Annotated in this window: 26 protein-coding genes; 20 read left to right on the forward strand and 6 right to left on the reverse strand. The window is 50.1% G+C overall.

Annotation, left to right across the window (positions count from 1 at the left end; genetic code table 11):
- The 3 genes from QWF21_RS02195 to QWF21_RS02205 form a co-directional block, all read left to right on the forward strand.
- The coding region (locus tag QWF21_RS02195; protein WP_330086408.1) for an ATP-dependent helicase at nt 1–1,209 on the forward strand (1,209 nt) is incomplete at its 5' end.
- A gap of 151 nt (nt 1,210–1,360) precedes the next feature.
- Complete coding sequence (locus QWF21_RS02200) at nt 1,361–1,864, forward strand: hypothetical protein (protein WP_330086409.1); 504 nt, start codon at nt 1,361–1,363, stop codon at nt 1,862–1,864.
- Between the two features lie 107 nt (nt 1,865–1,971).
- The gene (locus QWF21_RS02205) at nt 1,972–2,403 is read left to right on the forward strand and encodes a hypothetical protein (RefSeq protein WP_330086410.1); all 432 of its coding nucleotides are present in this window, start codon (nt 1,972–1,974) and stop codon (nt 2,401–2,403) included.
- Nucleotides 2,404–2,521: 118 nt separating this feature from the next.
- On the opposite strand, the gene QWF21_RS02210 is transcribed toward QWF21_RS02205, so the two are convergent.
- Complete coding sequence (locus QWF21_RS02210) at nt 2,522–2,749, reverse strand: hypothetical protein (RefSeq protein WP_407935252.1); 228 nt, start codon at nt 2,747–2,749, stop codon at nt 2,522–2,524.
- A 122-nt stretch (nt 2,750–2,871) separates the two neighbouring features.
- Between QWF21_RS02210 and QWF21_RS02215 the strand changes: the two genes are divergently transcribed.
- On the forward strand, nt 2,872–3,438 hold the full coding sequence (locus QWF21_RS02215; protein ID WP_330086411.1) for a hypothetical protein: 567 nt from the start codon (nt 2,872–2,874) through the stop codon (nt 3,436–3,438).
- Between the two features lie 108 nt (nt 3,439–3,546).
- Nucleotides 3,547–3,861, forward strand: a complete 315-nt coding sequence (locus tag QWF21_RS02220) for a hypothetical protein (RefSeq protein ID WP_330086412.1) — start codon at nt 3,547–3,549, stop codon at nt 3,859–3,861.
- Between the two features lie 1,107 nt (nt 3,862–4,968).
- Here QWF21_RS02220 and QWF21_RS02225 read toward each other — a convergent pair.
- From QWF21_RS02225 to QWF21_RS02235, 3 genes are all read right to left on the reverse strand, one after another.
- A complete protein-coding gene (locus QWF21_RS02225; protein WP_330086413.1) occupies nt 4,969–5,985 on the reverse strand; it encodes an IS110 family RNA-guided transposase in 1,017 nt (338 codons plus the stop codon).
- 173 nt (nt 5,986–6,158) lie between these two features.
- On the reverse strand, nt 6,159–6,458 hold the full coding sequence (locus QWF21_RS02230) for a type II toxin-antitoxin system RelE/ParE family toxin (RefSeq protein WP_330086414.1): 300 nt from the start codon (nt 6,456–6,458) through the stop codon (nt 6,159–6,161).
- The gene (locus QWF21_RS02235; protein ID WP_330086415.1) at nt 6,458–6,697 is read right to left on the reverse strand and encodes a type II toxin-antitoxin system ParD family antitoxin; all 240 of its coding nucleotides are present in this window, start codon (nt 6,695–6,697) and stop codon (nt 6,458–6,460) included. Before QWF21_RS02235 ends, QWF21_RS02230 begins: the two co-directional genes overlap by 1 nt.
- A 293-nt stretch (nt 6,698–6,990) precedes the next feature.
- Here QWF21_RS02235 and QWF21_RS02240 point away from each other — a divergent pair, with 293 nt between their 5' ends.
- The 5 genes from QWF21_RS02240 to QWF21_RS02260 all read left to right on the forward strand — a co-directional run bounded on the left by QWF21_RS02240 (nt 6,991) and on the right by QWF21_RS02260 (nt 10,665).
- The gene (locus QWF21_RS02240; protein WP_330086416.1) at nt 6,991–7,272 is read left to right on the forward strand and encodes a type II toxin-antitoxin system Phd/YefM family antitoxin; all 282 of its coding nucleotides are present in this window, start codon (nt 6,991–6,993) and stop codon (nt 7,270–7,272) included.
- Nucleotides 7,269–7,568 carry a type II toxin-antitoxin system RelE/ParE family toxin gene (locus QWF21_RS02245; protein WP_330086417.1) on the forward strand — a complete coding sequence of 100 codons (300 nt, stop codon included), beginning with the start codon at nt 7,269–7,271 and terminating at the stop codon, nt 7,566–7,568. The genes QWF21_RS02240 and QWF21_RS02245 overlap by 4 nt, the downstream gene beginning before the upstream one ends.
- Before the next feature lie 89 nt (nt 7,569–7,657).
- Nucleotides 7,658–8,512 carry a glyoxalase III HchA gene (gene hchA, locus QWF21_RS02250; RefSeq protein WP_330086418.1) on the forward strand — a complete coding sequence of 285 codons (855 nt, stop codon included), beginning with the start codon at nt 7,658–7,660 and terminating at the stop codon, nt 8,510–8,512.
- Between the two features lie 30 nt (nt 8,513–8,542).
- Nucleotides 8,543–9,229: a PA1136 family autoinducer-binding transcriptional regulator gene (locus QWF21_RS02255; protein ID WP_330086419.1), complete on the forward strand. Its 687-nt coding sequence runs from the start codon at nt 8,543–8,545 to the stop codon at nt 9,227–9,229.
- A gap of 143 nt (nt 9,230–9,372) precedes the next feature.
- Nucleotides 9,373–10,665 carry a phospholipase D-like domain-containing protein gene (locus QWF21_RS02260; protein ID WP_407935253.1) on the forward strand — a complete coding sequence of 431 codons (1,293 nt, stop codon included), beginning with the start codon at nt 9,373–9,375 and terminating at the stop codon, nt 10,663–10,665.
- A 111-nt stretch (nt 10,666–10,776) separates the two neighbouring features.
- Here QWF21_RS02260 and QWF21_RS02265 read toward each other — a convergent pair whose 3' ends face one another.
- Nucleotides 10,777–13,035, reverse strand: coding sequence for an arginine/lysine/ornithine decarboxylase (locus QWF21_RS02265; protein ID WP_330086420.1), 2,259 nt, complete (start codon nt 13,033–13,035; stop codon nt 10,777–10,779).
- 269 nt (nt 13,036–13,304) lie between these two features.
- Here QWF21_RS02265 and QWF21_RS02270 point away from each other — a divergent pair, with 269 nt between their 5' ends.
- From QWF21_RS02270 to QWF21_RS02285, 4 genes are all read left to right on the forward strand, one after another.
- A complete protein-coding gene (locus QWF21_RS02270; RefSeq protein ID WP_330086421.1) occupies nt 13,305–14,096 on the forward strand; it encodes a class I SAM-dependent methyltransferase in 792 nt (263 codons plus the stop codon).
- Nucleotides 14,097–14,220: 124 nt separating this feature from the next.
- Nucleotides 14,221–15,960 (forward strand): C4-dicarboxylic acid transporter DauA, encoded by a 1,740-nt coding sequence (dauA, locus tag QWF21_RS02275; RefSeq protein ID WP_330086422.1) that lies wholly within the window; start codon nt 14,221–14,223, stop codon nt 15,958–15,960.
- A 7-nt stretch (nt 15,961–15,967) separates the two neighbouring features.
- On the forward strand, nt 15,968–16,390 hold the full coding sequence (locus QWF21_RS02280; RefSeq protein ID WP_330086423.1) for a putative signal transducing protein: 423 nt from the start codon (nt 15,968–15,970) through the stop codon (nt 16,388–16,390).
- A 96-nt stretch (nt 16,391–16,486) separates the two neighbouring features.
- Entirely contained in the window at nt 16,487–16,870 is a 384-nt protein-coding gene (locus QWF21_RS02285; protein ID WP_330086424.1) for a hypothetical protein, read from the forward strand.
- A 3-nt stretch (nt 16,871–16,873) separates the two neighbouring features.
- On the opposite strand, the gene QWF21_RS02290 is transcribed toward QWF21_RS02285, so the two are convergent.
- On the reverse strand, nt 16,874–17,263 hold the full coding sequence (locus QWF21_RS02290; protein WP_330086425.1) for an acyl-CoA thioesterase: 390 nt from the start codon (nt 17,261–17,263) through the stop codon (nt 16,874–16,876).
- Nucleotides 17,264–17,277: 14 nt separating this feature from the next.
- Here QWF21_RS02290 and QWF21_RS02295 point away from each other — a divergent pair, with 14 nt between their 5' ends.
- From QWF21_RS02295 to QWF21_RS02320, 6 genes are all read left to right on the forward strand, one after another.
- Nucleotides 17,278–17,979: a 2OG-Fe(II) oxygenase gene (locus tag QWF21_RS02295; protein WP_330086426.1), complete on the forward strand. Its 702-nt coding sequence runs from the start codon at nt 17,278–17,280 to the stop codon at nt 17,977–17,979.
- Nucleotides 17,980–18,173: 194 nt separating this feature from the next.
- Nucleotides 18,174–20,258 carry a TonB-dependent receptor family protein gene (locus QWF21_RS02300; protein WP_330086427.1) on the forward strand — a complete coding sequence of 695 codons (2,085 nt, stop codon included), beginning with the start codon at nt 18,174–18,176 and terminating at the stop codon, nt 20,256–20,258.
- 249 nt (nt 20,259–20,507) lie between these two features.
- Nucleotides 20,508–22,841 (forward strand): TonB-dependent receptor domain-containing protein, encoded by a 2,334-nt coding sequence (locus QWF21_RS02305; RefSeq protein ID WP_330086428.1) that lies wholly within the window; start codon nt 20,508–20,510, stop codon nt 22,839–22,841.
- Between the two features lie 8 nt (nt 22,842–22,849).
- Entirely contained in the window at nt 22,850–23,473 is a 624-nt protein-coding gene (locus tag QWF21_RS02310) for a PepSY-associated TM helix domain-containing protein (protein WP_330086429.1), read from the forward strand.
- Nucleotides 23,474–23,500: 27 nt separating this feature from the next.
- Nucleotides 23,501–23,998, forward strand: coding sequence for a DUF2271 domain-containing protein (locus QWF21_RS02315; protein WP_330086430.1), 498 nt, complete (start codon nt 23,501–23,503; stop codon nt 23,996–23,998).
- Between the two features lie 14 nt (nt 23,999–24,012).
- The gene (locus tag QWF21_RS02320) at nt 24,013–24,810 is read left to right on the forward strand and encodes a DUF4198 domain-containing protein (protein ID WP_330086431.1); all 798 of its coding nucleotides are present in this window, start codon (nt 24,013–24,015) and stop codon (nt 24,808–24,810) included.
- Nucleotides 24,811–24,812 lie beyond the last annotated feature (2 nt).

Here is a 24,812-nt window from a genome sequence, read left to right on the forward strand (position 1 = left end):
TCCGATGATGGCTTCAAAGCATTATATGATAACGGAATCCTGTGGATGAGCAGTTTTGCTGCTTTGTCACTTTTAATACTCAATAGCTCAGCTTCGGCACAGAATTATATAAAAGCGCGTTATTCTCATGTATTTATGGATGAGTATCAGGATTCATCTGAGGCACAACATGAGCTTTTCACCAAACTACGTGAACTTGGCCTAGTCGCAACTGCTGTTGGTGACATCGATCAGTCGATATATCGTTTCAGGGGAAGTCAGCCTGAATTCTTGATTGAATTAACCAAAGACACTGTTAATTTTAAGCATTTTGAGCTCGACTTAAATCATAGGTGTCACCCATCAATTGTTAATTATGCTTCTCGGCTTCTTGTTCCTCAATATCAATTAATACCTCACGAAGATGATATTCGAGTGTACAGGCGTTTACTTACTGGGAATTTAAAAAATGCAGCTGAAGTCGTCACCTCTTGGATAACAGATTGGTTAGAAAACGGTAAAGTTGCTCATGCATGTGATATTGCAGTTTTAGCAAAAAAAGAAGTCTCCTTAAGTGAGTTTTCGTTAGGCTTAGGCCTTGAACACCGATTGTATAAGGATACACCACTTAATGATATCGGCACTGAGTGTGCTGACATTTATTCAGATTTTCTTTTATACAAATACGAATCAATTCCAACTGCCCAAGACTTGATAGAAAAATATTCATTAAAGTTTGGGTTGGCAAATATTGCTGAGTTAAGAAGAGTATTAAAGTCTATTCGTGCCGAACAAAATCTGGAAATGTTTATAGATAGATGTAACGATTTACTGCAGCTAATGGGGTATAACGAGTTAAAAGTTGAAAATGAAGCTGTGAGATCAATCTGGAACAATGATTCCTTAGTGAAGTTGTTTAAGCCCATTGCAGAGGATGAAGTCCAGCTCATGACGCTTCATAAATCTAAGGGCTTGGAATTCAAAATAGTGTTTCATTTGGATATGGAGGAGTGGTCTTTCCCACACCGAATACCAGGTGTAAATTGGGACGATATTAATTATCCAAGCTTATCAGAAGACACTAATTTACATTATGTCGGAATCACTAGAGCCGAGTTATGCTGCATCTTACTTCGAACATCATTAAGGCGGAATGCGCAAGGTAACTACAGTGACTCAAGACCATCATACTTTCTTGGTTTACCTCAACTTGAAGGGCTCTACCAGTGAGAATGCAAACAATATAAAAATCAGTAATGGAAGTGTGTGAGTTGCTGTATAAATGACGTGTAACAAGTTGCTGCACGCCGATAAATTACTCGCTACGCTCCTAATTTACCGGTGAGCAAAGCGTTACATTTAGAGGGCTAAGTCGTTACTCATGGAAAAGACTGTAAAATCTGTCATTGATTTCATCCTCCAAAACAAGGAGATCTTTCCCGAATGGGGGATTAGCTTGGTTGTTTACCTGGTATTAGCTTGGGGTGTTATTCTCATCCTCAAAAATATTGCCAAGTCAATTCAAGATCCAGAATTAATCAAAGCTGCATTATTCATAAGCTCCAAGACGAGGGATGCTAGCAAACGGTTTCTTCAAGGGGCCTCCGTTGCAATCGAATCACCCATAAAAAGACCAAGAACAAGATTCGTGGGAACCGTACTGAGCGTAATGCATAGCTATTTAATGGCTGTCATTTTTCTATGTTTTACCATTGGGACAGCAGCTCTTCATTTTGCAGTCCAGCAAGAACTCGCTTGGTATCTGAACGTTTTTCTAATGGGATTAATCCCCGTTTTCTTCTGGTTCACGCTTTTCTTCAGAGCTGAAGCCGACAGAGACTTTATCTCAGCAAAAGAGCAATGGGGTCGCCGCGAAGAATGGTGACAAATGTAACAAGCGCCTGTTTTCGGACATTTACTCGCTGGCTAAACAGCGACCAGTAAGTAAACGCCGTAAAGGTGAAACGTTATATGCTTAGGGGGAAAAACTGAATGCCCGACCAGGCAGAGAAGCTGAGGTTGCTTCGAAAACTCCTCGATAAGTCCGAAGCAGTCACTGTCGAAAACAGTGACGATCCGGAGTTCAAGAGTTGGAAAAATCTAGTTGAGAGGACCTTCGTAAAGGTGTTCGGTAAGGATTCAACAGAGTTCGAACATTTCAGTGAACTGCTCTTCTATTATCCAACGATGGTATACATCGCTGGTTTCGACTATAGCGCCGATCATCTCCGTGCATTTCGGCATGATTTCAAGCTGCTGAAAGATTCGATAAATCAGTACATAGAAGACATTGAAGAAGAGGCTCCGAATGATTCGGATCAGTCTTTGGCAACAAATTCAGAGCCTTCTGCTTCGAAGGTGTTCATCAGTCAGGGTGATGGGGGTCAAATCTTGACTATTGCGAAGCCGCTTTGGCTAGTCTAAATTTTTACCATGACAAGACCACTGCGAATTGAATACGACAATGCTTACTACCATGTGATGAACCGTGGCAGAGGGCGACAATGGATATTTCACGATAGCCAATGAGCACCTGCTGATTTCAGCATCCTTGCTTGCTGACAGCAGGGGAAGCTCCATAAGTAAAGTGCAGTGTTTTCCCTGGATGCTTCGATTCAAATTGGCGAACCAGCTTTTGCAAGGCGGGCTTGGTACCACCAATGCGGCCAAGGCTGATTGGTTTGGCCTCACGGCTGTCTTCAATGTAGGCGACTTCGAAAAAATCTTTATGCGTGTCCAGACCAATAAAGGTTATGCTATTGTTAATCATGCTGACCTCCAGTATTGTATTCTCAGCAAATACAGTATGGCTCTGGCTGCGAAGCTAACCCACGAACTCGGAGGTCAGCACCTTGTGGGGAGTCATTATGTCTAGGGCTTTGAGGAGACCAAATGTACTACCGATTATTTGCCATTTTGATTTTTTTGACTGGTTGTACTTCACAGGTTTGGCAGGCTCCAAGCTACGATGAACACATCACAGGCTTCTATGGTGTAGCTGACGAAAACTTGCTGATTGTCACTGGCGAGAAATATAGCTATATCTTTGAAGCAAGTGATAAATTTAAAAGTATTTTAGCGTTAAGCCGAACAATGGATTTTACGCCTGTTTACAGCACATTTAAGCTTGATAAAGAAAACAATGTCGCTGGTGAGTTTACCTTGGTAGCTATACAACCATCGAATGTGACTGAGCTTCGGGCACTTGTATTCGTTGATCGAAAGTACCGACCCGGAAACATGGGGATCACATTCCCGATGATGGGAAAGCGGTATGTTGTAGAAGGGGACTATCCTTTTGAACAACTGGAAGGTCACCATTATGTAAGGGTTGAAATGCCTGTTGGTGGTGCTGATAAAGCAGGAAAAATAATAGCAACCCCTGCTGCGATAGTTGTCGATGCAGTTGTTGCAATTCCTGTCATGTCAATTTTTGCAATCGGCGCATTAATTAATTAGCGAATTTTTGATGCACCTAACAAACGCCACCAAAACGCGCCCGTTGAGCGCTCGACTCGCAACAAGTTGCTCGCGTTTGTGGCGGGCGTTATGTTTACTGGCGGTAGCATGAGTATTCATCAAAAAATTATTGGCTTTATTTATTTTGTGTTGGGGGGAGTGCTGTTTCTTCTGGTTGGTGCTACTGCGCTCAGAAATTTACACGACATGGGAATGTTACAACTTCTGATAAATGTAATTTTTATACCAACACTTTTTTTAATGTCACTTGCTGGACTTAACTTGCTACGAAATAAAATATGGGCGTTCAAGTTATGCTTACCAACCTCACTGATTGGTATGGTTCTATTATTCCCACTTGGGACAATTTTGGGTATTTACTATCTTTGGTTTTATAATCAATATGTTAAGCATAAAACATAACAAGGCGGATCACTCGCTCCCGTTGGTCGCTGGGACGTCAACCCGCTGCGCGGCTCGCCGCCCGTGTGCTTTGCGTTATGTGGTGTATTTATGAGCATCTTACTCAGACTTTTAGTCTCATGCTTACTGCTGTTGCCTTACAGTTTTGGATTGGTTTGGCTTTTTAACATAAATGAGGCAGGTTCGAGTGAAGCGTTACAGGGATTTTCGCGGCACGCTTTTTTTCTCACTGCAACAATTGCATTGATATGCTTATGGTTATTCACTTGGTCCACGAAGTTACGCAGGCATTGCTGTTTGGGGTTGTTACTTGCATTATTAGGCGGCTTAATATTTTTATATTTAGGTTATCCTAAATCGTTGGGGATACTAGCTCTTGGTGCTCCAATTATAGTTGTATCAATGATATACGTTGGGCATGAAAAAATTGCAAAAAGCACATAACAAGCGCAGTCACAATCGGCCACTGCGTGGCCTGAACCTCAACCGCTGCGCGGGTTTCGGCCTGTGCTGCAAGTGTTAGCTGTACAAGGAAAATATGAGCACGAAGAGATTGAGAAGCGTAATTCAAAGTACTGCACATCATGCAGTGAGCGGTCTTTGTTATGTTCATCCTCATCTCGGTGCTGTTTGCAAGGGTTTAGGCATAAAGTCAGTTCAGGTTGGTTTGCTTGAGGGTAATTTTTATCCGGACTTGGGGGAAATTCGAATTTCGGGGTCACCCATTAGCCTCTCGGTGTCAATAGCGTAACCAAAACCACGCGCACGCCAAGTGCGCGTATCTTTTATTCCTTGCAAACCAATAACCGTCGCATTTTAGTTCTCGTTGGTGGTTGTGCGTGTATCGCACCAGTCACCCATCAGGATCAAGGCTCTGGACTGACTGCATCCGGCCCCTGGCTACTTGTAGCCCCAGAAAACCCTCTGTTCTCCCGCCTGTCCAAGTGATGCAGCTTTTGCTGCGACAGAATCATGGCTTTAAACCAACCCCTTGATGGCTCAGGCAGCAGGCGATGTTACGGCAAAACAAGGTAAAACAGCGTAGCTGTGCAATCAGATCTATGGTTTTACCAACCCCAAATACGGCATCAGCTACGCTGAGTAAACTCAGTTAAAGGCGCGTTTTACATCAAACTCCACTCCGTCTTTGAGCATGTTGTAGCAGGCTCTGGCCAGTTTGTGGGCTACAGCTTTCATCGCGACTACCTTTAAACTTTTTGCGCATTTACGCTGGTAAAAGCGTTTGATTGTTTCATCCGAGCCAATGGCAAAGTGTGCTGCCTCCATAAAGGCCCAGCACAGATAACGATTGCCACATTTCCGGTTTCCTTCGCCTTTTTTCTTGCCGTTGGACTCGCGTTTTGACGTGACCATCCGGGCATAAGAGGCAAAATTACCGCAACTGTCAAACCGCTGAATATCACCGGTTTCCAGATAAATGGTCATCGATAAAATATCGCCAATCCCGGATACGGTTTTGAGCAGCTGAAAAGCCTTGCAGGGCTTGAGCTGGCGTAACAGCTCAGCTTCTACGGCCTGAATTTGCTGTGCTAATGCTTGCATCACGGCCCAGTTGGCCTGCAACGCCAGTAACTGCTCTGGCAACAGGGGCAGTGCAGCCACTTGCTCCGCTGTCCATGTTTTAATGGTGTAGCTTGGTGTATCCCGGCCGGTATTGCGCACCAATAAATTCTTGATGGACAACAGCTGGGTGGTCTTTTGCCGTACCAGTTGGGCGCGTTTTCGTGCTAAATCACGCAGAGCACGAGGCTCTTTCGGATAAATATAACCACAGGGCAGCAAGTCCATGCGCAGCAAATGCGCCAGGTGCCTGGCATCAGCAACATCACCACTGTACTTCAGGCCATCGTAGACCACGACGGCGGCGGTATTCACCAGCCGAACCTCGTAGCCTTGTGCTTGCAGCGCATCAATCAGCCAATACCAGTTGTAAGTCGACTCTACTGCAATGGCTTCAATCTGCTCTTTGTACATGGCAAGCACTCCGAGAATAACCTGCGCATCGTTTGGTAAACGCTTGGAATAAATGACCTTATCATTCTCATCCAGAATAACCAGCACTGAATTAGTGGAATGAAGGTCAATCCCGACATACAATTTCATACGGCCTCCTTGGAAATAGATGTTTTTCGACGTCAATCAAAAAATAGCTATTAACTTGGAGGCCGTCTAAGGGCCACTCAGGCTAGATGATTATCAGATCAAAATTTACGAGCTTCATGGTCTGTTTTTGCATCAGCAAGATAGCCTATGCCTGGGTGCTGTTGTTCGCAGTGTTATGCGCCAAATATCGGTTGAACATCCATGCTCTTATGAAGAATGCGGATGATCCTTATTTGCTGGCTGCCTGTTTGCTGATAAAAAATCAGGTGGCTACCCTGAGGAAATTTTCGGTAGCCTGGTAGGATTTCATCGCATGACTTACCGATGTCGTGGTTCTCAGCTAAGAGCCAAAATGAATCATCGAATTGTTTTAAATAAACATTTCGCTGATCTTTGCCCCAACGGCGCTGAGTAAATAAAGCAACATCCCGTAAATCGGTTTTCGCTGCAGCAGTGAGCACAAATGGCTTCATCAAGCGTCGTCACTATCGAGTTCACTGATCAAGCTAGTGAGATCATAATCGGCATCACCACTTTGTTCCCCTTCGATCAGCAGTTGTCGCAGTAACTGCAGTTTGGCTTCCTGGTTTTCGAGTAAGCGCAGCGCCGAGCGAATCACTTCACTGGCGGAGCCGTAACGCCCACTGTCAATCTGGCTGGCAATAAAGCTTTCGAAGTGATCGCCAAGCGTGATGCTGGTGTTTTTAGCCATGAATAGACTCCTAAATACCAAAAAGTACCTAATTATGGTATCTGGTGACTTTAATCGCAAGGCGCATAACCACCAAAATCTTGAAATGGATGGCTTACCTATCTAAGTGCTGCGGCAGTCTCTCGAGTATTTTTCGAATTTCGGGGACAGATCAACGAATTTCGTGGTCCCCGCCAGAGCAAATCACTCAGTACATCAACAGTAACCAGCTCTTTAATCGGTAATGGTCAATTGCGCTTTCTAGTCTCATGAAGTACATTTAGAGGTACGTCCAACAGTACGTTTGGTTTGCCATGACAAAACTCAGAGTTAATGAAGATATTCGCCCGTTATCTGACTTCAGGGCTGGAATAGCATCCTTTGTAAAGCAGATTAACGAGACACATCGTCCGATGGTGCTAACTCAGCGTGGCCGTGGAGTTGCCGTGCTGGTTGGCGTGCATGAATATCAACGCATGCAGGAGCGGTTAGAGCTGCTGGAGGATATTTACAGTGCAGAAGCACAAATAGAGGCAGGGGATGGGGTGCCTCATGCCGAGGCGAAGGACATGATTTTGAGGCAGTTGCGTACGTGAAGCTGGAATGGTCCCCGCTCGCGTTAGAGCGCGTTAGAGACATTGCCAGTTACATTGCGTTAGATAAGCCTTTGGCTGCCGAGGCATGGGTAGAGGGGCTGTTCGAGTCGGTTGAGCGCTTAGTAACACACCCCATGAGCGGAAGAAAAGTGCCTGAGGCTGGTATCGAGCGAATACGGGAAATCATCTACGGAGCTTACCGGGTCATATACGGCATTGATGCGCCTGCCCAAAAAATATCTGTACTAACAGTACGGCGTGGCAGTGAAATACTTAGGGTGAATGAACTTGAATAAAGTCAGCTAAATTAGGGGAAAACCCCTATGTTGCCACTTAAACTGCTATCTTATTATACAGCTGAAGACAAAAACTCTTGGAGCTGATAATGACCAACAACCTTGCAACTGATAAAACACCAACCCGGGATTTGGCCGAAGATAACGCTTTCTTCCCATCACCTTTTTCTCTTAGCCAGTTTACTTCTACAAAATCAGATTTAAGCAATGCGGAGTATCCAAATTCTTACCAAGGCGGCCGTTGGAAAGTATTGGTGGTAGCAGCAGATGAGCGTTACTTACCGATGCAAAATGGTACGCTGTTTTCCACCGGTAATCATCCGGTGGAAACGCTCCTGCCAATGTATCATTTGGCTAAAGCGGGTTTTGATTTTGATATTGCCACGCTTTCAGGCAACCCGGCTAAGTTTGAATATTGGGCTATGCCAAGCGAAGACAAAGAAGTGATGGGCCTATTTGCAAAATATCGACAGCAATTTCAAGCACCATTGAAACTTGCTGATGTGATGGCCAATAATTTAGGTGCGGACTCAGATTACATCGCAGTCTTTATCCCAGGGGGGCACGGCGCGCTTATCGGTTTACCTTTTAGTAGCGATATGAGCAAGCTACTAAACTGGGCAATGGATTATAACAAGTTTATTATCTCACTTTGCCATGGCCCCGCCGCGCTATTGGCCGTTGGCAGTAACTCGCGTTTGGCCGGCTACAGCCTTTGTGCCTTTCCTGATGCGCTGGATGCACAAACCCCTGACATCGGTTACATGCCTGGGCACTTAACCTGGCAATATGCCAAGCAATTACAGGATAACGGCTTTATCATTTTAAACGATGGGATCAGTGGTATGGTGCATCAAGATCGCAATTTATTGACGGGTGATAGTCCGCTTGCCGCTAATGCGTTGGGGCAACTGGCCGCTACAACACTATTAAATGCGGTTTAAAGCGGATTTATCGTGTCGCAAGATAAGCTAATGCCGACTTTGCTTGCTGTTGAGCGCAGCAAGCAGTTTAGCGAACTACAACACTATGTCCGCAATTTTGTTGCGCCTCTTGGTTATGATCGTATTTTATCATTCACTGTAAACAGCAGTCTGGAAGGGCGACTTGAACGCATCTATTGGTTAGAAGGTTTATGGCTGGAACAAGGGCAGCAGATTGATGTAGCGACCTATTTACGGCATTGCCCTGCTACCCAGCATGTGATCCGCCATGACGAACCTTTTTTTTGGAGCAAAATCCCTGCTGCTAACGGCGAGCGCTACAAAATAGTCAATAAACCGCAAGGACAGGGCTTACATGGTTTGCAAATCCCCATCTTTGGCGCAACTGGTTTGCAAGGTGCATTTAGCTTTGCTGGCGATACGATAGATGCATCCAGCAGCAGCCGGCTTGCTTTAACCAGTTTAGCCAATGTGGCTTTTTTCCGGGCCAGATATTTACTTGAGGCACCTGCTGCGGCGACAAAAGGCCGGTTAACAGCAAGAGAGCAGGAGATCTTGGCCTGGATAGGTGCTGGCTGGCGACAAGCCGCTATTGCAGAAACGCTTGGTATCTCAGGGCGCACGATTGAAAATCATCTACGAAATGCCCGGCTGAAACTTGGTGCTGCTACCACCGCTGAAGCCATCCGTATCAATAAAGTTACTGGTATAGGTTAACATCTCCTCCTTGGTCATCCGAAAATTTCGGGGCAGCTCAAAATTTACGCGCTAATTCCTAAGGGTGATGATAACTTGACCTTTGAAGCCAGGGTGGATAGGTTGGTTATACGTTTGGTATTGGGAGATACTCTCTTTTTGCAATGAAAATACTCCGTAGTTACCCACTTCGTTCTGTGTTGCTGTTGCTCATCGCTTTCATCGTGCTTGTGGTAGTGGCAAACATCATGCTGTTTAATGCCATGCCGAAGCCCATCCGCTTACAAAGCCTGCCAACACCAGACTATGGCATCGCCGATCCACGTTTTCAACGATCCATGGGAGCCTTGCTAAATTACCCGCTGGTTGAAGGAAACGAGGTGACTGTCTTGCGAAATGGCGAAGCGATCTATTCGGCCATGATTGAGGCTGTTGATCAGGCTAAGCATTCGGTCTCGTTCGAAACCTATGAGTTTTGGGGAGAAGACTCCGCCGGGGCCTTGAGCGATGCTCTAGTTCGGGCAGCTGAGCGGGGGGTTAGAGTTCATGCGCTAATTGACTTTATCGGGTCGCGCAGTGCAGCGCCGGAGAAGTTTGAACGCATGCAAGCAGCCGGTGTGGAGGTGGAGCTGTGGCGCAAGCCCTCCTGGTACCAGCTGGCACGCTTTAACCATCGCACCCATCGCAAACTGTTGCTGGTGGATGGTGGTGTTGGCTTTACCGGTGGCGCCAACATTGCCAATAATTGGTTGCCGGAAGGAGACAAAACCTACCGCGATAACCACTTCCTTATTCGCGGCCCGGTCGTGGCGTCCATGCAGTCCACTTTTGCAGAAAGCTGGTTGGATGCACGCGGTGACTGGTTGCATGGCGAGGCCTATTTTCCTGAGCTGGAACAACAGGGGGCACTCACCCTGCAAATGGTCAATAGCTCACCGCGTGAGGGCCGCCACCGGATGCGGCCAATGCTGCTGTATGCGATCAGCGCCGCACAAAGTCAAATTACGGCCGCCACCGCCTATTTCTATCCCGATCAGGCTTTTCTTGATGCCTTGCGTGACGCCGCACAGCGTGGGGTGCAGGTGCGAATTCTGGTACCCGGTGACAGCATTGACCAGGGGTATCTGCGCCAGGCTTCTGTGAATCGTTGGGGGGAGATGCTTGCAGCCGGAGTCGAACTGTATGAGTACCAGCCTGCCATGTATCACTCGAAGTTGATCAGTATTGACGATCAATGGGCCAGTATCGGCTCGACCAATCTGGATAACCGCTCGTTGCGCATTAATGGTGAGGCCAATGTTAATTTATACGGCGAAAAGGGAGCTGCCATGATTCGGGAATTGATCGATGAGGATATGGCGGATGCTGAACGCTATACCCTGGAGCAATGGCGTCAGCGCGGCTGGTCCACTCGCTTTTGGGGGGCTGTGGGCTCTATTATTGGGCCGCATCTTTAATTTTGGGGTGATTTTTGGGGCAGATCAAAGCGTGCAAACTCGTGCCTAAAACACAAATGGGTCATGAGAACCTATGCGCAGCGCTGCAACGATGGCAGCGCTGCCTTTTCACTAGGACTCTTTTACCACATCAATAAAGTACTTCACTTCGCCTTCTACCGTCTCCCGGACCAGACCATGCACATCGGTCTCGAAGCCCGGGAACTGGCCGTTAAAGGCGCGGGTAAACTGAAGGTACTTGAGAATGGTTTTATTAAAGCGCTCGCCTGGCACCATCAGCGGGATACCCGGCGGGTAAGGGGTGACCAGCATCGCGGTGACGCGACCTTCGATAGCATCAATAGACACCCGCTCAATTTCCCGGTGCGCCATCTTGGCCCAGGCATCCGCCGGGGTCATCGCCGTTTCAATATTCGACAGATACATCTCGGTCGTGACTTTGGCTACATCAAACTGCCGGTAAATATTATGAATTTGCTGACAGAGATCGCGCAGGCCAACGCGCTCATACTGCGGGTTTTTCGCCACAAACTCTGGCATTACCCGCCACATCGGCAGGTTTTGATCGTAATCGTCTTTAAACTGCTGCAACTCGGTCACCATCGAGTTCCAGCGGCCCTTGGTAATGCCAATGGTAAACATAATAAAGAACGAATAGAGGCCGGTTTTCTCAATAATAATACCGTGCTCAGCCAGGTACTTGCTCACAATCGTAGCAGGTATGCCTTGCTCATCAAACTGGCCCTGCAGCGTCAGGCCCGGGGTAATAATGGTGGCTTTGATTGGATCCAGCATATTAAAGCCAGAAACAATATCACCAAAGCCATGCCAGCTATCCGTGGCATGCAGCATCCAGTTATCACGTTCGCCAATGCCTTCTTCCGGCAAATGCTCCGGGCCCCAGACGGTAAACCACCAGTCATCATCACCAAACTCTGCATCCACCTTGCGCATGGCCCGTCTGAAATCAATCGCTTCGAGCAAGCTTTCTTCCACCAGTGCGGTGCCGCCCGGTGCTTCCATCATCGCCGCTGCCACATCACAGCTGGCAATAATGGCGTATTGCGGGCTGGTCGAGCTGTGCATTAAATAGGACTCGTTAAAACGGTGGGTATCGAGGCTGCGGTGCTGGGCATTTTGCACCAGAATTTGCGACGCCTGCGATAAGCCGGCCAGCAATTTATGGGTCGACTGGGTGGCGAAGACCAGGGTTTCTTCAGAGCGCGGCCGGTCTTTCCCAATGGCATGCATATTGTGGTAAAAGCCATGGAAGCTGGCATGCGGCAACCAGGCTTCATCAAAATGCAGCGTATCGATGGTGGAGCCCAACTGCTGCTTAATTTCTTCCACATTGTACAAAATACCGTCGTAGGTACTTTGGGTAATGGTTAAAATGCGCGGCTTTTTGTTTTTGGCGTTGCGGGCAAAGGGGTTGGCTTCAATTTTCTTCGCGATGGACTCGGGCGAAAACTCGCTTTTTGGAATAGGGCCAATAATGCCGTAGTGGTTGCGGGTTGGCATTAAAAATACCGGGATGGCGCCGGTCATAATGATCGAGTGCAAAATCGACTTATGGCAGTTGCGGTCCACCACCACGATGTCGCCGGGTGCCACCACCGAGTGCCAGACCATTTTATTCGAGGTCGAGGTGCCGTTGGTGACAAAAAACAAATGATCGGCGTTAAAAATACGGGCGGCATTTTGCTCACTTTGCGCCACCGGCCCGGTGTGATCCAGCAGCTGGCCTAACTCATCGACCGAGTTGCAAACATCGGCCCGTAGCATGTTCTCGCCAAAGAACTGATGAAACATCTGGCCGACCGGGCTTTTCAAAAAGGCGACGCCGCCCGAGTGCCCCGGGCAATGCCAGGAGTAGGATGAGTCCTCGGCATAATCCATCAGCGCATTAAAAAACGGCGGTGCCAATGCATCCAGGTACTTTTTTGCTTCGCGGATAATATGGCGGGCGACAAACTCTGGCGTGTCTTCAAACATATGAATAAAACCGTGCAGCTCGCGCAGAATATCGTTCGAAATATGCCGGCTGGTGCGGGTTTCGCCATATAAAAAGATCGGGATATCGGCATTGCGCTTGCGCACTTCTTGCACAAAGGCTCTAAGCTCGGCCAGAGCGGCAGTGACTTCGGCATCGGTGCCGCTGCCAAACTCTTCATCGTCAATCGACAAAATAAAACAGGAGGCGCGGCTGGCTTGCTGGGCAAAAGCGGTTAAATCCACATAGCTGGTGTATCCCACCACTTCAAAACCGTGGCTGCCGATGGCCTCGGCTAAATCACGGATGCCTGAGCCAGAGATATTCTCGGAGCGAAAATCTTCATCGATAACAATAACTGGAAAACGGAATTTCATCGGTTCATCCTTCGTTGTAAGCGGTTGTTTGCCGGGCCTTTATCAAACGCTCCGGCTTGACGTTCTGCAAGACCGTTCCGTGTGTTTTTTGCTCGGGCTATAAGGGGCTTGCCTTTACTGCATTCTACCCGTATTGCTGTACCCATCTGCAACGATTTGCAAAAATAATTCATCCGATACGTCTGGCGGTAAACGGTTATGGCAACGCTGCGTCAATGTGATATTATCACTTTATCCCCCAGTTTTTTTGTTATCCATGCGAGTCCGTTATGCCGGTTACCAGCTCCACAGCCCCGAAAATTTCTGCATTATTTCGTTACATCAAGCAATTGCAGGGCGATGCGCCCTGGGGGCATCTGCTGGATGCTGGTACCGGCGTCAACTCGCTGCAATGGATTAGCACGTTAAAAACTGAGCGCTGGACCGCCATTACTGCCTCCGAAGCCATGGCCCGGCAAAGTGTGCAACATTACCCGACCGCCATGCGGCCAGACGATCGGCTGGTGGTGGGTAATTGGATGGACGAACAGCTGCTGGACGGTGAGCAGTTCGATACCATTTTGTTGGATTACTTTATCGGCGCCATCGATGGCTTTGCGCCTTATTGGCAGGATCAGGTGCTGCCGCGCATTCGTCAGCACTTAAAACCAGGCGGGCGTTTGTACATCACCGCACTGGAGCCTTATGTGCCACTTTACCGCAACAACGAGGTCGATCAATTTGTCACCGAACTTGGCCGGCTGCGCGATGCCTGCCTGCTGCTGGCGCAGGAGCGCCCTTACCGCGAATACCCGGCCGACTGGACCTTACGCCAGCTGGAGCGCAGCGGCTATCAGGTGCACAGCTGCAAGCATTTTGGCATCCGTTACGGCGAGCGTTTTTTGCATAGCCAGCTGGGTATGTGCCGCCAGCGCGCCCAGCGTTTTGGCAACCAGGCGCTGACCGATGCGATGCTGCAGCACGCCGATGCGCTGCAACAGCGCGGCGAAGCTTTACTGGCAGAGCACGGCGTACTCGCCAGTGGCCATGATTATGTGATTGCTGCAACTGTGCCGGCTTAGCAGGGGGGAGCCAGGCTCATCCCGTTGTAAAAACTGCTCATTTTTCCGACTAATGGCCAATAGGCTCTGGTCTGAGCTGGCGCTATACTGAGTAAAATCCTCTGGTTAGCATAGGGATGGTGAGATGTCGCACCGGGCCCATTTATTTTCCTTGCGCATTTGCCATGCTCTGCGTGAAAGCCTGGCCGAGGGCTACAACCGGCGCAAGCTGATGAAAGATCTGCTGGCCGGTGTGACGGTGGGCATTATTGCCATCCCACTGGCGATGGCGCTGGCCATTGCCTCGGGGGTGCCGCCACAGTATGGCCTGTACACCGCCATAATTGCTGGTTTTGTGATTGCGCTGACCGGTGGTTCGCGCTTTAGCATCTCGGGCCCAACCGCGGCCTTTGTGGTGATCCTCTATCCGATTGCTTTGAAGTATGGTCTTAGCGGCTTGTTGCTGGCCTCGGTGCTGGCCGGAGTGATGCTGGTGGCTATGGCGTTGTTTCGGCTTGGCCGGTTGATTGAGTACATTCCTGAATCCGTCACCCTGGGTTTTACTTCCGGCATTGCCATCGTGATTGTGATTTTACAGCTCAAAGACTTCTTTGGTTTGCCGCTCGAGGCCCTGCCAGAACATTTCGCCGATAAAATCTGGCTGCTGGCGCAGACCATGCCGCAAGCCGGCTGGGCCAGTGTGCTGGTGGCCAGCACCACCTTGCTGGTGATGATTGGCTGGCGGCGCTTGAAAACGCCGGTTCCGCCGCATTTGCCGGCACTATTGGTCGGCACCTTGCTGGGCATGCTGTTGCTGCATTTTGGCGCTGATCTGGCGACAGTCTCTTCCCGTTTTAGTTATCTGACCAGCGATGGCAGCCTGGCCGCCGGTGTACCGCCGTACTTGCCTTACTTTGACTGGCCCTGGAACCGCCCCGGCCCGGATGGGGTGGCGCTTAGTTTTAGCTGGCAACTGGCGAAGGATTTGCTGGCGGCCGCTTTTGCCATTGCCATGCTGGGAGCCATTGAATCGCTGCTGTGCGCCGTGGTGCTGGACAATGCCAGTGGCCGGCGGCACAGTGCCAACAGCGAATTGCTGGGGCAGGGGCTTGGCAACATCATTACGCCATTCTTTGGCGGTATTACCGCAACGGCAGCGCTGGCTCGTTCTTCCGCCAATTTCAATGCCGGGGCACAGTCGCCCGTTGCCGGCATGGTGCATGCCCTGGTGGTGTTGCTGGCACTGTTGCTGCTCACCCCTTTATTGGCCTATATCCCGATGGCGGCGCTGGCAGCCTTGCTGGTGATGGTGGCCTGGGGCATGAGCGAAGCACCCAAAGCAGTGCATTTGTTAAAAACCGCGCCACGCAGCGATGTGCTGGTGTTTATGGTATGCCTGCTGCTGACGGTGATTCTGGATATGGTCATCGCCATTACCGCTGGCATTTTGCTGGCGACCTTGCTGTTTATGAAAGATATCGCTGCCATGACCAAAGTGACCGATATCTCCAAAAACCGCAAGCAGGTGGAACAGCCATTACCAGCAGGCTGGAAGGTACTGAAAATCAGTGGCCCGCTGTTTTTTGCCGCCGCCGATCGTATTTTTGCTGAAATTGGTTTACTAAGCGCGCAGCAGCGCGGCTTGCTGTTGTATATGGATGGGGTGCCACTGCTGGATGCCGGCGGCCTGGCAGCCCTGGAAAAACTCAGAGCACAGTGCCGCAAACAGCAGGTCGAACTGCTAATCGCCGATCTGCAGTTCCAGCCTCTTAAAACCCTGGCTAAAGCGGGTGTGCAGCCTGAGCCAGGCATGCTGACCTTTTACCCAACCTTGCGTGAAGCGCTGGAGCAGTTGTATGCTCGACAGTCTAGCCCCCTGAATTGACAGCAGCATGCCAACACTTGTAACCATTGAGGTTTTTACCAACCCTGTTGAGGCCCATCTTGCCAAAGGGCGGCTGGAAGCGGAAGGGATCCCTGCCTGGATTGCGCATGAGCATCATATATGGGCGAACTGGAGTCTGTCGCAAGCCCTCGGTGGGGTCAAAGTGCAGGTTCAGGCAGAGCAGGAAGCACAAGGCCGGACTATTTTGCAGCAGCATCTGGCAGGGGAGTATGAGGTCTCTTTGCAGCAGGAATTTCCGGATACAGAGCCGGAGGGATGCCCCCATTGCGGCGCGAAAGCCATCCAGCACAGCATACCACCAGCCATGCTGCTGTTGCTTATCTTAACGCTGGGGGTCGTCGGGGTTATTTTTCCGCTGCGTAAAGCCAGGCATCGTTGCCACGGTTGCGGCCATCGATGGCACCTCTAGCAACCAAGCTCTTTCTACCTCCAAAACTCCCCCTTGTGCTATGGTTATGGCTGCAAACGTATCAGGAAGTACCCAAACTCACCACAAGGAGGTTTTATGTTTTTTCCCGCGATGGCCTTACTACTAAGCACTGCTGCCATGTCAGCCGGTAACGGCACACTGTGGCTGGACGGTGAAGCCTTCCCGGTGGAAGTGACCAGCTGTGCTGGGGATCCGGAAACAGCTGGTGCACGGGGCACGCTGGCAGATGGGCAAAGCGTCACGCTGATGCTGCAACGCTGGCCGGGCATGCACGCATTGTCGGTCACTTACGACAACGCCCAGTGGGTGCATCGCGGCCCTGAAGATAGTGCAGAGTCCCCGGAGCTCAAACGCTGGGTGGAAGATGGAATACTGAAAGCCTCCGGCACGGTCTCGGTGTTTCCACCGATCCGCCAGGCCAGCATGACGGTGCGCTTTGAGGGGCGTTGCCCTGACTAAGTGCTAGAGCTTATGCTGCTCCAGGGCAGCCTTCAGCGCCGGGCTTAGCGCTTTGGCTTTTTGCTGTTGGTAGTCAAAATGCACCAAAGCAGCTCTGCCTTCGGCGCAGCACTGACCTTGCTGCCAGGCTTGTTGGGTGACCTCAAAGGAGCTGTTGCCAATCCGGCTGATCCAGCTGCGTACTTCTACCTCACTGCCATAATGCAACTGGGCTTTAAAATCCACTGCTATGCTGGCAACGATCAATGGCCAGCGCTTTAGATCCAGCTCTGGGGTGAAAATCTGAAAAATAGGCGTGCGACAGGCTTCAAACCAGACCGCGACCACGGTATTGTTAATGTGACCTAACGCATCCGTTTCTGAAAAACGCGGTTGTATAACTTCTGTGAACATTGCAAGAGAGACCCATGACTGATTTTATTGAGGTGTACGATGATGCGCTAAGCCCGGCTTTTTGCCAACAGCTGATCGCTGATTTTGAGCAAAGCGCACACAAAGCTCCCGGCCGCACCGGTGGTGGGGTAGATCCCAGCAAAAAAATAAGCACCGATTTGTATTTAAACGAGCATGCCGCATACCAGCAGCACCTGCACACCATTATTGAAGCAACGTCCAACTATGCCGAGCAGTATTTTCGGAAGCATCACTTTGCTTTGATTGGCCCTATTGCATTGACCATCCGCCATCCACAAACCGGCCAGCCGGTGGCATTGACCCACGATAATTTTACCGAGTTCGGTAGTGATAAAGTGGCTGACTATATGCGGGCCTTGTTTCGGATTGGTGCGGTGCAAATGCAAAAGTACGACGCCGGCAAAGGCAACTACAATTACTGGCATTCCGAAGTATATCCGCAGCAGCCACACAACGAGGCTTTGCACCGGGCGCTGTTGTTTATGTTCTACCTGAACGATGTTGAGGACGGCGGTCAGACCGAGTTTTATTACCAGAACAAAGCCATCCAGCCCAAAACCGGTCGCATGGTGATAGCACCGGCCTACTTTACCCATACCCACAGAGGCTGCATTCCGGTATCCAATGATAAGTACATTCTAACCAGTTGGATTTTGTTTCAGCGTGCGGAGTATCTATACGGCAGTGCTGGCTAACGAGGCCAAGCAAGGAGACCGGTTCGGTCGCGAGGGCGCAGAGGAAGTGCGCCCTTATTAAGTAAAACAATATCACAATTCAATTGACAATCATTATCATTAGCGCTTAGGATCCTGCCCCAAACAGAACAACAAGAGCAGTGGTTACGCACACTGCTGATTGACGATTCATTCTTAAGTTAAGGGGTATCATCATGGCTGTAGGAAGAACATTTACACCCAATAAATTAGCGTTGGCACTGGCACTTGGTGCTATGCCACTGACTACTCTGGCTGGCGAAGTTGTTGGTGACGACGATGGCGCACAGCACTCATCAGCTCCGCGCATTGAAGTGATCCGTGTGAGAGGCGATCAACTGAGTCATGCTCATATTGAGACTGGCACTGTGGTGCTTATTAGCCGTGAACAGATTGACGCCATTCAGCCTTTGTCGACCGAAGACGTGTTGCGCCGGGTCCCGGGTATCAATATCAAGGGCGAAGAAGAAACCTCCATTGTTGGTAACTTCGGTTTGCGTGGTTTATCTGCTAGTGAGTCCAAGTCGCTGGTGCTGGAAGATGGCGTACCGGTAGCTCCGGGGCTTTTTATTGGCAATGACCGTTACTTCAACCCACGTATTCAACGTATGGACGGTGCTGAGATCTTAAAAGGCTCGGCGTCGTTGCGCTATGGCCCATCCACTATTGGTGGCGTAGTCAACTACATCACCAAAACACCAGATGATGGCGTGCAGCTGTCTGGCCGTATTGGTTCTTTCAATATGCGTGAAGCCAGTATCGAAGCCGGTGGTAAAAATGCTTCGGGCGATGCGTATGCCGGTGTGGTCGCTACTCATGCCAAGAGCGATGGCTTTATGGATAAAGGCTACGAGATGAGCGATGTGATGGTAAAAGCCGGCACCGCCATTGGCGCCAATCAGCGTGTTGGTGTGAAGTTTTCTTACCATGAAAACGATGCCAATATCTCTTACCGTGGTTTGCTGTTGAACGATTACCTGGCCGGTGAGCGTTACAATCCGGCACCGGACGACTGGTACCTGACGGATCGTAAAGCCTTTGATGTGAACCATGAATGGACTATCAACGACACCACCACTCTGAAAACCCTGGTGTATTGGAGTGATGTTACTCGTGATTACTGGCGTTACAACGTGGATACAGCGGCATCCAATGCGGCGGGGCGTTGGGTTTATACTGATGATTTAACCGGTAACAATCGCAGCTGGCAGCGCTTTGGTATTGAAACGCGGTTAAGTTTGGCGCATGAGTGGGGGAGTCTGAGTGCAGATACCGAGATTGGTTTGCGCTTAATGCGGGAAGAATCAAATGACACCCGTATCCGGACTACCCGGGCGCAGGACCGTACCGGTATTAATGACCGCCATATTGTTGACTCGGCCGATAGTATCGCCGCCTATGTACAGAGCCGTATTGAACTGACTGAACGCCTGGCGGTAACACCAGGGGTGCGGATTGAGTCGTATGAGCAAGAGCGGGAAATCCTGACTCAGAACAATGCTTCAGCCAAAACCAGCAATACGGAAGTATTGCCAGGTCTGGGTGCGACGTATGAGCTGACTCCTGCTGTGCAACTGTACGGTGGTGTATACCGTGCGTTTTCTCCGGCATCCAATGGCGTGGCCCTGGATGGCCTGACCGATCAGAAGCTGGATGGCGAACGGGCTACCAACTACGAGATTGGTATCCGTGGCAGCGAAGGTGCGCTGAGCTATGAAGTGGCTGCGTTCTATATGGACTTTAGCAATCAGGTGGTAACGGGCAACAGCGATCCAAACTTGTCTCAGTCCAATGCAGGTAAAACCGAGCACAGCGGCATGGAGCTGGCACTGGCTTATGATTTTGGTGCTGGCTTTAGCCTGGATACCAATGCCACCTGGATCCCAACCTCTAAGTTCAAAACTGGCGATCACAAAGACAATCGTTTGCCGTATGCCCCTAAGTTTATGGCCAATATTGGCTTGAACTACAGTGCAGACAACCTGAAAGCGGCGCTGACAGCACACCACCGTGGTGAGCAGTACGGTGATCCGAGCAATCAGGTTGAGTTGCCAACTGGTGCCGGTGGTGGCATCTGGGGTGGCTTACTGCCTTCGTATACCGTGTTGGATCTGACTGCACAGTACAGTGTAAGCAATGAGTTTACCCTGTTTGGTGCTGTGAAAAACCTGACCGACAAGCAATACATTGCTGGCTTGCGTCAGGGTATCTATGTTGGCCCGGAGCGCTCTTTCGAGCTGGGCTTCCGTTACCGCTTCTAACCGCTCTGTACTAGCTGGTCACTGCCAGTCCATGGCAGTGACCAGGACCTACATACCCCCATATTGTCCTAATCTTCGGGTTTTACTCCTTCCTGTTATTGCTCTGCTGCTGATGCTCGGCAACTAGCCTCTACGCTAGATGATAATTATTCACATTTGCTATTGATCTTAATGGTGAGAATCATTATCATTTGCACCGCGCTATCGAGTGTCCCCAATATGGCACCGTTATAACAACAGGAGAAACGAATGAAAACCTTCCGTCGCAGTGCTGTCGCTGCCCTTGTCGTGTCTGCTATACACCTACCAGCCTTGGCCGGAGTCAAGATGGATTTGCCGGAGTACGATGGCGAAGTCATCGTTGTCACCGCTGCAGGCTTTGAGCAAAAGTTGATCGATGCACCTGCCAGCGTCACTGTGGTTACACGGGAGGAATTAGCGGCCAAGCCTTTTACCAGCCTGGCAGATGCGCTACGAGATATTGAAGGGATTGATGTTGGTAGTGGCCAGGATAAAAACGGCAATATCAGCATTACCATGCGGGGCTTGCCATCCGATTACACTTTGGTGTTGTTTAATGGCCGTCGTCAAAGCGACATTGGCAACATAGGCCCAAATAACTTTGGCAACAGCCAGTTTATGTACATGCCACCACTGGCCGCGATAGAGCGTATTGAAGTAGTGCGTGGCCCTATGTCTACCTTGTATGGTGCTGATGCCATTGGCGGGGTTATTAACATCATTACCCGGCGCCATATGGACAGCACGCATGGGAGTGTGACGGCCAGCTACAATTTGCAGCAAGACAGTCAGTATGGTGATGATAAAAAGCTGGACTTGTTTTTAAGCGGCCCTAGTGGTTTGAATGGGCTGGTGTATCAGTTGCGGGCTGGTATTTATGACCGGGATGATAGCGATCCCAGTTATCAGACGGCATTGCCCTTACCGGATGGCAGCATTTGGTCGGAGCAGGGTAACTTTGGCGATCGCAAAATTGTGGGTGCAAAGAACTGGAATGCTGGCTTGACACTGAACTACGCTCTGACCGAGCAGCAGGACCTGGCGATCGAATACGATATTTCTAAACAACGCTACGACAATCGGTTGGGACAGACTGGCACATTGGATGGACCAGAGAGTCTATGGCGCGCCAGTGGCGGCATAGTAATGCCGCGGGTTGGTTATACACCATACCAGCGGGTAGAGCGGGAACAGTTTGTGCTTAGCCATCAGGGACGCTTTGATTTTGGTAATTGGCAAAGTGCTTTGACCAAAAGCCGTAGTGAAAACTTTGGCCGCTCTTTACCACTGACGGTGGAGGAGCGTTTGCAGGTGCAAGCTATCTGGGATCAGGCCAGAGAAGATCAGGGCGTGAATGTCCCGGCTTTAACCGATGCCATTCGGTTGCAATTGGAAAATGAGTTTTTACCGAGGCCGCTACGTACCCTCAAAATTGATAACCTGATCATCGATACCAAGCTGGAATCGCAGTGGCAGAACCATTTCTTTGTGGTGGGTGCGCAATACTTTAATGCCGATATGGAAGATGGTGTTTTTGGCATGTACGGTGATGGCTACCGTGCAGGTACCGAGGCCAAACACCGTCAATGGGCTATTTTTGCTGAAGACAGCATGGATCTGACTACTGATTTAACGGCAACTCTGGGTGCCCGCTACGACCATCATAATATTTTTGGTAGTCAGTTTAGCCCGCGTGCTTATCTGAACTGGCGTGGTTTAAGCAACTGGACGCTGAAAGGCGGCATCAGTACCGGCTACAAAACACCGCGTCCAGAGCAATTGTTCTCCGGTATTACCGGCTTTGGCGGTCAGGGCACCAGCCCGATGGTAGGTACTCCAGGCTTGCAGCCAGAAACCAGCATTAACTATGAAGTTGCCGCCTATTACACTGGCAGCGACAGGTTCAGTGGTAACATCACGCTGTTTTACAATGACTTTAAAGATAAAATTATTAGCCAGGATAACTTGCCCAATTGTGAGGTGGCGGCGGCTGGTGAAAGCTGTGTCGATGTGGGCACAGGCTGGGCTGATTTAGGCTATGTTAGTTTCCGCCAGGCTTCCAATGTCGATAAATCCGAAACCCGTGGGGTTGAACTGGCAGGTAAGGTGAAACTGAGCGACAGCTGGTCGATGACAGCGAACTACACCTTTACCGACAGTGAAGTCAAAAGTGGCAACAATCAGGGTTTGCCTCTGGTCAGCACACCCCGGCATATGATCAATGCCAATCTGAGCTGGCAACTGACTGAGCCACTCTCTTTATCGCTGATCTCAGAAATTCGCAGTAAGCGCTTCCGCGGCACCCAGATCGAGCCGGGTCCGGATGGCCCTGAAACCAATAAACTCTACTATAAATCGTACCAGTTGTTCCATCTATCAGCCATGTATCGGGTATCGGATGCCTGGGTGGTCAGTGCCCGCATCAACAACCTGCTGGATGATGATTTATCCAGTCGTACTTGTCGACTGACCGAAGCGCAGGATGCTTACAGCTGTACATCGGATTACAACACCTCGATGAAAGCACGTAGCTTCTGGCTGTCTGCGACCTACAACTTCTAAGGTGGCGGATGAAGCCTAGTCCGTTCAATCTGCAGCGCCTGATGCGGGCGCTGCATACCTACAGCGCGATGTGGGTGCTGTTGTTGTTGCTGTTTTTTTCCATCACCGGCATCACCCTGAATCACCCGAACTGGCAGAGTCAGTGGGGCAGTTATCAGCGCCTGGAATTGTTGCCTGTACCGGCTGAATTGCAGCGAGATGCGATGCCCGAGGCACCGGATCAGCAACACTGGTATGCGCAGGAAGTGCAGCAGTGGTTGCAGCAACAGCATGGTGTTCGGGCTACTGAGTGGCGCTATCAGTTTGATAATGATGATGAACTGCTGGAGCTGGAGTTTAAGCGCCCGGCTGGTTATGTCACAGCGCTGCTGGACTTTGACGCGGCTGAGCTGGAATTGGAGCAGGTGTTTGCCGGTTATCTGGCGCTGGCCAATGATTTACACAAAGGACGTGATGCCGGTGGCCTTTGGGCCTGGTTGATTGATATTACCGCCATCAGTTGCCTGGTGTTTGCGCTAACCGGTTTTTATTTGCTGTTGAAGTCGCAGTCGATGCGGGCCATCGGCAATACCCTGGCGTTGCTGGGTGGCATGGCCGCCATTCTGATTTACCTGATGTCTTTGCACATCTGAATTTGCAATTTAATGAAGGGAGTTTGTATGCGATCACTGTTGTTTACTGCTGCGTTATTGCTTGGCCTCGGCTTGATTGCTCCGGCCAGTAAAGCGCAGGAACTTACTATCTCACTGGAATTGCCGGTGATAGAAACCGCTCAATACTATCGACCTTATGTGGCTGTCTGGGTGGAGGATGAAGCGCAGCAACCGGTACGTCTGATTGCGCTTTGGCGTAAAGAGCCGGACTGGCTGAAGGATATTCGTCGCTTCTGGCGCAAAATTGGCCGCAGTGAAACTGAGCTGGTCGATGCCCGTACCGGTGCAACCCGCACCCCAGGCCGTTACCAACTGAGTTGGGATGGATTGGATGATGCCGGCCAGCCATTGCCCGCCGGTGAATACACTGTTTTTGTTGAAGCCTCGCGTGAGCAAGGTGGACGCAGTTTGCAACGTCAGAGCTTTCAATGGGGCGGCGCGGCTCAGCACTATACCCAGGAAGCGATGCCGGAGCTGGGCGAACTGAAAATTACTCTAAACTAAAAGGACCATCACGCATGAAAAAAATGATTTTAGCAACCCTGTTAACGCTGTGCAGTGTCAGTGCTGCGGCCCATACCTTGTGGGTGTTACCCAGCCACTTTGTGCTGTCATCGGAGGACAGCTGGATTTCGGTGGATGTATCAGCAGCCAACATGACTTTTGTGGCAGACAAAGGGGTGAGCCCGGCCAATCTGTCGATTGTTTTTCCGGATGGTCAGCGCCAGGCTTTTGCTCAGAGTTACCAGGGCAAGCGTAAGTCGCAAGCAGATCACCAGTTGACCATGGATGGTACCTACCGCATTGAATTGGGTGGGCCGGCACGTTACTTCACCTTTTTCCAGGAAGATGGTCAGCGCCGTCGTATTATGGCCAATAAACAAGAGCGGGCAGCGCAGTTACCAGCCAATGCCACCGATGTTGTTACCACCCGTAGCCGTGGCCGAGCACTGAGTTATGTGAGTGTCAATGCCCCCAATCAGACGGCACTGGCACTCAGTAATGATGGGCTGGAGTTAAAGCTGTTGACTCATCCGGCCGATGTGGTGGCGACCGAGCCGGTGCGCTGGCAGTTTGTGCTGGATGGCAAGCCGGTGGCTGATGTGCAGGTAGAATTGTCGCGCGAAGGCGAGTTGTACCGGGACGATGCCGGCCGTGAGGTGCTAAGCTCGGATGCCAATGGTTATCTGACCTTTACCCCGCAGGTAGCAGGGCGCTATGTGATTGAAGCCAGCGTGCAACTGGACAGCAGCAATGCGCTGGCAGATCAGGTGCGCGAAAGTTTGACCCTGACGTTTGAAGCCGCCTTGCCTTAATC

It is taken from the genome of Alkalimonas mucilaginosa (assembly GCF_036327005.1).
In the GTDB taxonomy this organism is placed as follows: domain Bacteria; phylum Pseudomonadota; class Gammaproteobacteria; order Enterobacterales; family Alteromonadaceae; genus Alkalimonas; species Alkalimonas mucilaginosa.

Bases quoted from the DNA above. Each gene is read 5' to 3' on its own strand.
- QWF21_RS02200 (WP_330086409.1), top strand. From the start codon at position 1,361: ATGGAAAAGACTGTAAAATCTGTCATTGATTTCATCCTCCAAAACAAG.
- QWF21_RS02205 (WP_330086410.1), top strand. From the start codon at position 1,972: ATGCCCGACCAGGCAGAGAAGCTGAGGTTGCTTCGAAAACTCCTCGAT.
- QWF21_RS02210 (WP_407935252.1), bottom strand. From the start codon at position 2,749: ATGATTAACAATAGCATAACCTTTATTGGTCTGGACACGCATAAAGAT.
- QWF21_RS02215 (WP_330086411.1), top strand. From the start codon at position 2,872: ATGTACTACCGATTATTTGCCATTTTGATTTTTTTGACTGGTTGTACT.
- QWF21_RS02220 (WP_330086412.1), top strand. From the start codon at position 3,547: ATGAGTATTCATCAAAAAATTATTGGCTTTATTTATTTTGTGTTGGGG.
- QWF21_RS02225 (WP_330086413.1), bottom strand. From the start codon at position 5,985: ATGAAATTGTATGTCGGGATTGACCTTCATTCCACTAATTCAGTGCTG.
- QWF21_RS02230 (WP_330086414.1), bottom strand. From the start codon at position 6,458: ATGAAGCCATTTGTGCTCACTGCTGCAGCGAAAACCGATTTACGGGAT.
- QWF21_RS02235 (WP_330086415.1), bottom strand. From the start codon at position 6,697: ATGGCTAAAAACACCAGCATCACGCTTGGCGATCACTTCGAAAGCTTT.
- QWF21_RS02240 (WP_330086416.1), top strand. From the start codon at position 6,991: ATGACAAAACTCAGAGTTAATGAAGATATTCGCCCGTTATCTGACTTC.
- hchA (WP_330086418.1), top strand. From the start codon at position 7,658: ATGACCAACAACCTTGCAACTGATAAAACACCAACCCGGGATTTGGCC.
- QWF21_RS02255 (WP_330086419.1), top strand. From the start codon at position 8,543: ATGCCGACTTTGCTTGCTGTTGAGCGCAGCAAGCAGTTTAGCGAACTA.
- QWF21_RS02260 (WP_407935253.1), top strand. From the start codon at position 9,373: ATGAAAATACTCCGTAGTTACCCACTTCGTTCTGTGTTGCTGTTGCTC.
- QWF21_RS02265 (WP_330086420.1), bottom strand. From the start codon at position 13,035: ATGAAATTCCGTTTTCCAGTTATTGTTATCGATGAAGATTTTCGCTCC.
- QWF21_RS02270 (WP_330086421.1), top strand. From the start codon at position 13,305: ATGCCGGTTACCAGCTCCACAGCCCCGAAAATTTCTGCATTATTTCGT.
- dauA (WP_330086422.1), top strand. From the start codon at position 14,221: ATGTCGCACCGGGCCCATTTATTTTCCTTGCGCATTTGCCATGCTCTG.
- QWF21_RS02280 (WP_330086423.1), top strand. From the start codon at position 15,968: ATGCCAACACTTGTAACCATTGAGGTTTTTACCAACCCTGTTGAGGCC.
- QWF21_RS02285 (WP_330086424.1), top strand. From the start codon at position 16,487: ATGTTTTTTCCCGCGATGGCCTTACTACTAAGCACTGCTGCCATGTCA.
- QWF21_RS02290 (WP_330086425.1), bottom strand. From the start codon at position 17,263: ATGTTCACAGAAGTTATACAACCGCGTTTTTCAGAAACGGATGCGTTA.
- QWF21_RS02295 (WP_330086426.1), top strand. From the start codon at position 17,278: ATGACTGATTTTATTGAGGTGTACGATGATGCGCTAAGCCCGGCTTTT.
- QWF21_RS02300 (WP_330086427.1), top strand. From the start codon at position 18,174: ATGGCTGTAGGAAGAACATTTACACCCAATAAATTAGCGTTGGCACTG.
- QWF21_RS02305 (WP_330086428.1), top strand. From the start codon at position 20,508: ATGAAAACCTTCCGTCGCAGTGCTGTCGCTGCCCTTGTCGTGTCTGCT.
- QWF21_RS02310 (WP_330086429.1), top strand. From the start codon at position 22,850: ATGAAGCCTAGTCCGTTCAATCTGCAGCGCCTGATGCGGGCGCTGCAT.
- QWF21_RS02315 (WP_330086430.1), top strand. From the start codon at position 23,501: ATGCGATCACTGTTGTTTACTGCTGCGTTATTGCTTGGCCTCGGCTTG.
- QWF21_RS02320 (WP_330086431.1), top strand. From the start codon at position 24,013: ATGAAAAAAATGATTTTAGCAACCCTGTTAACGCTGTGCAGTGTCAGT.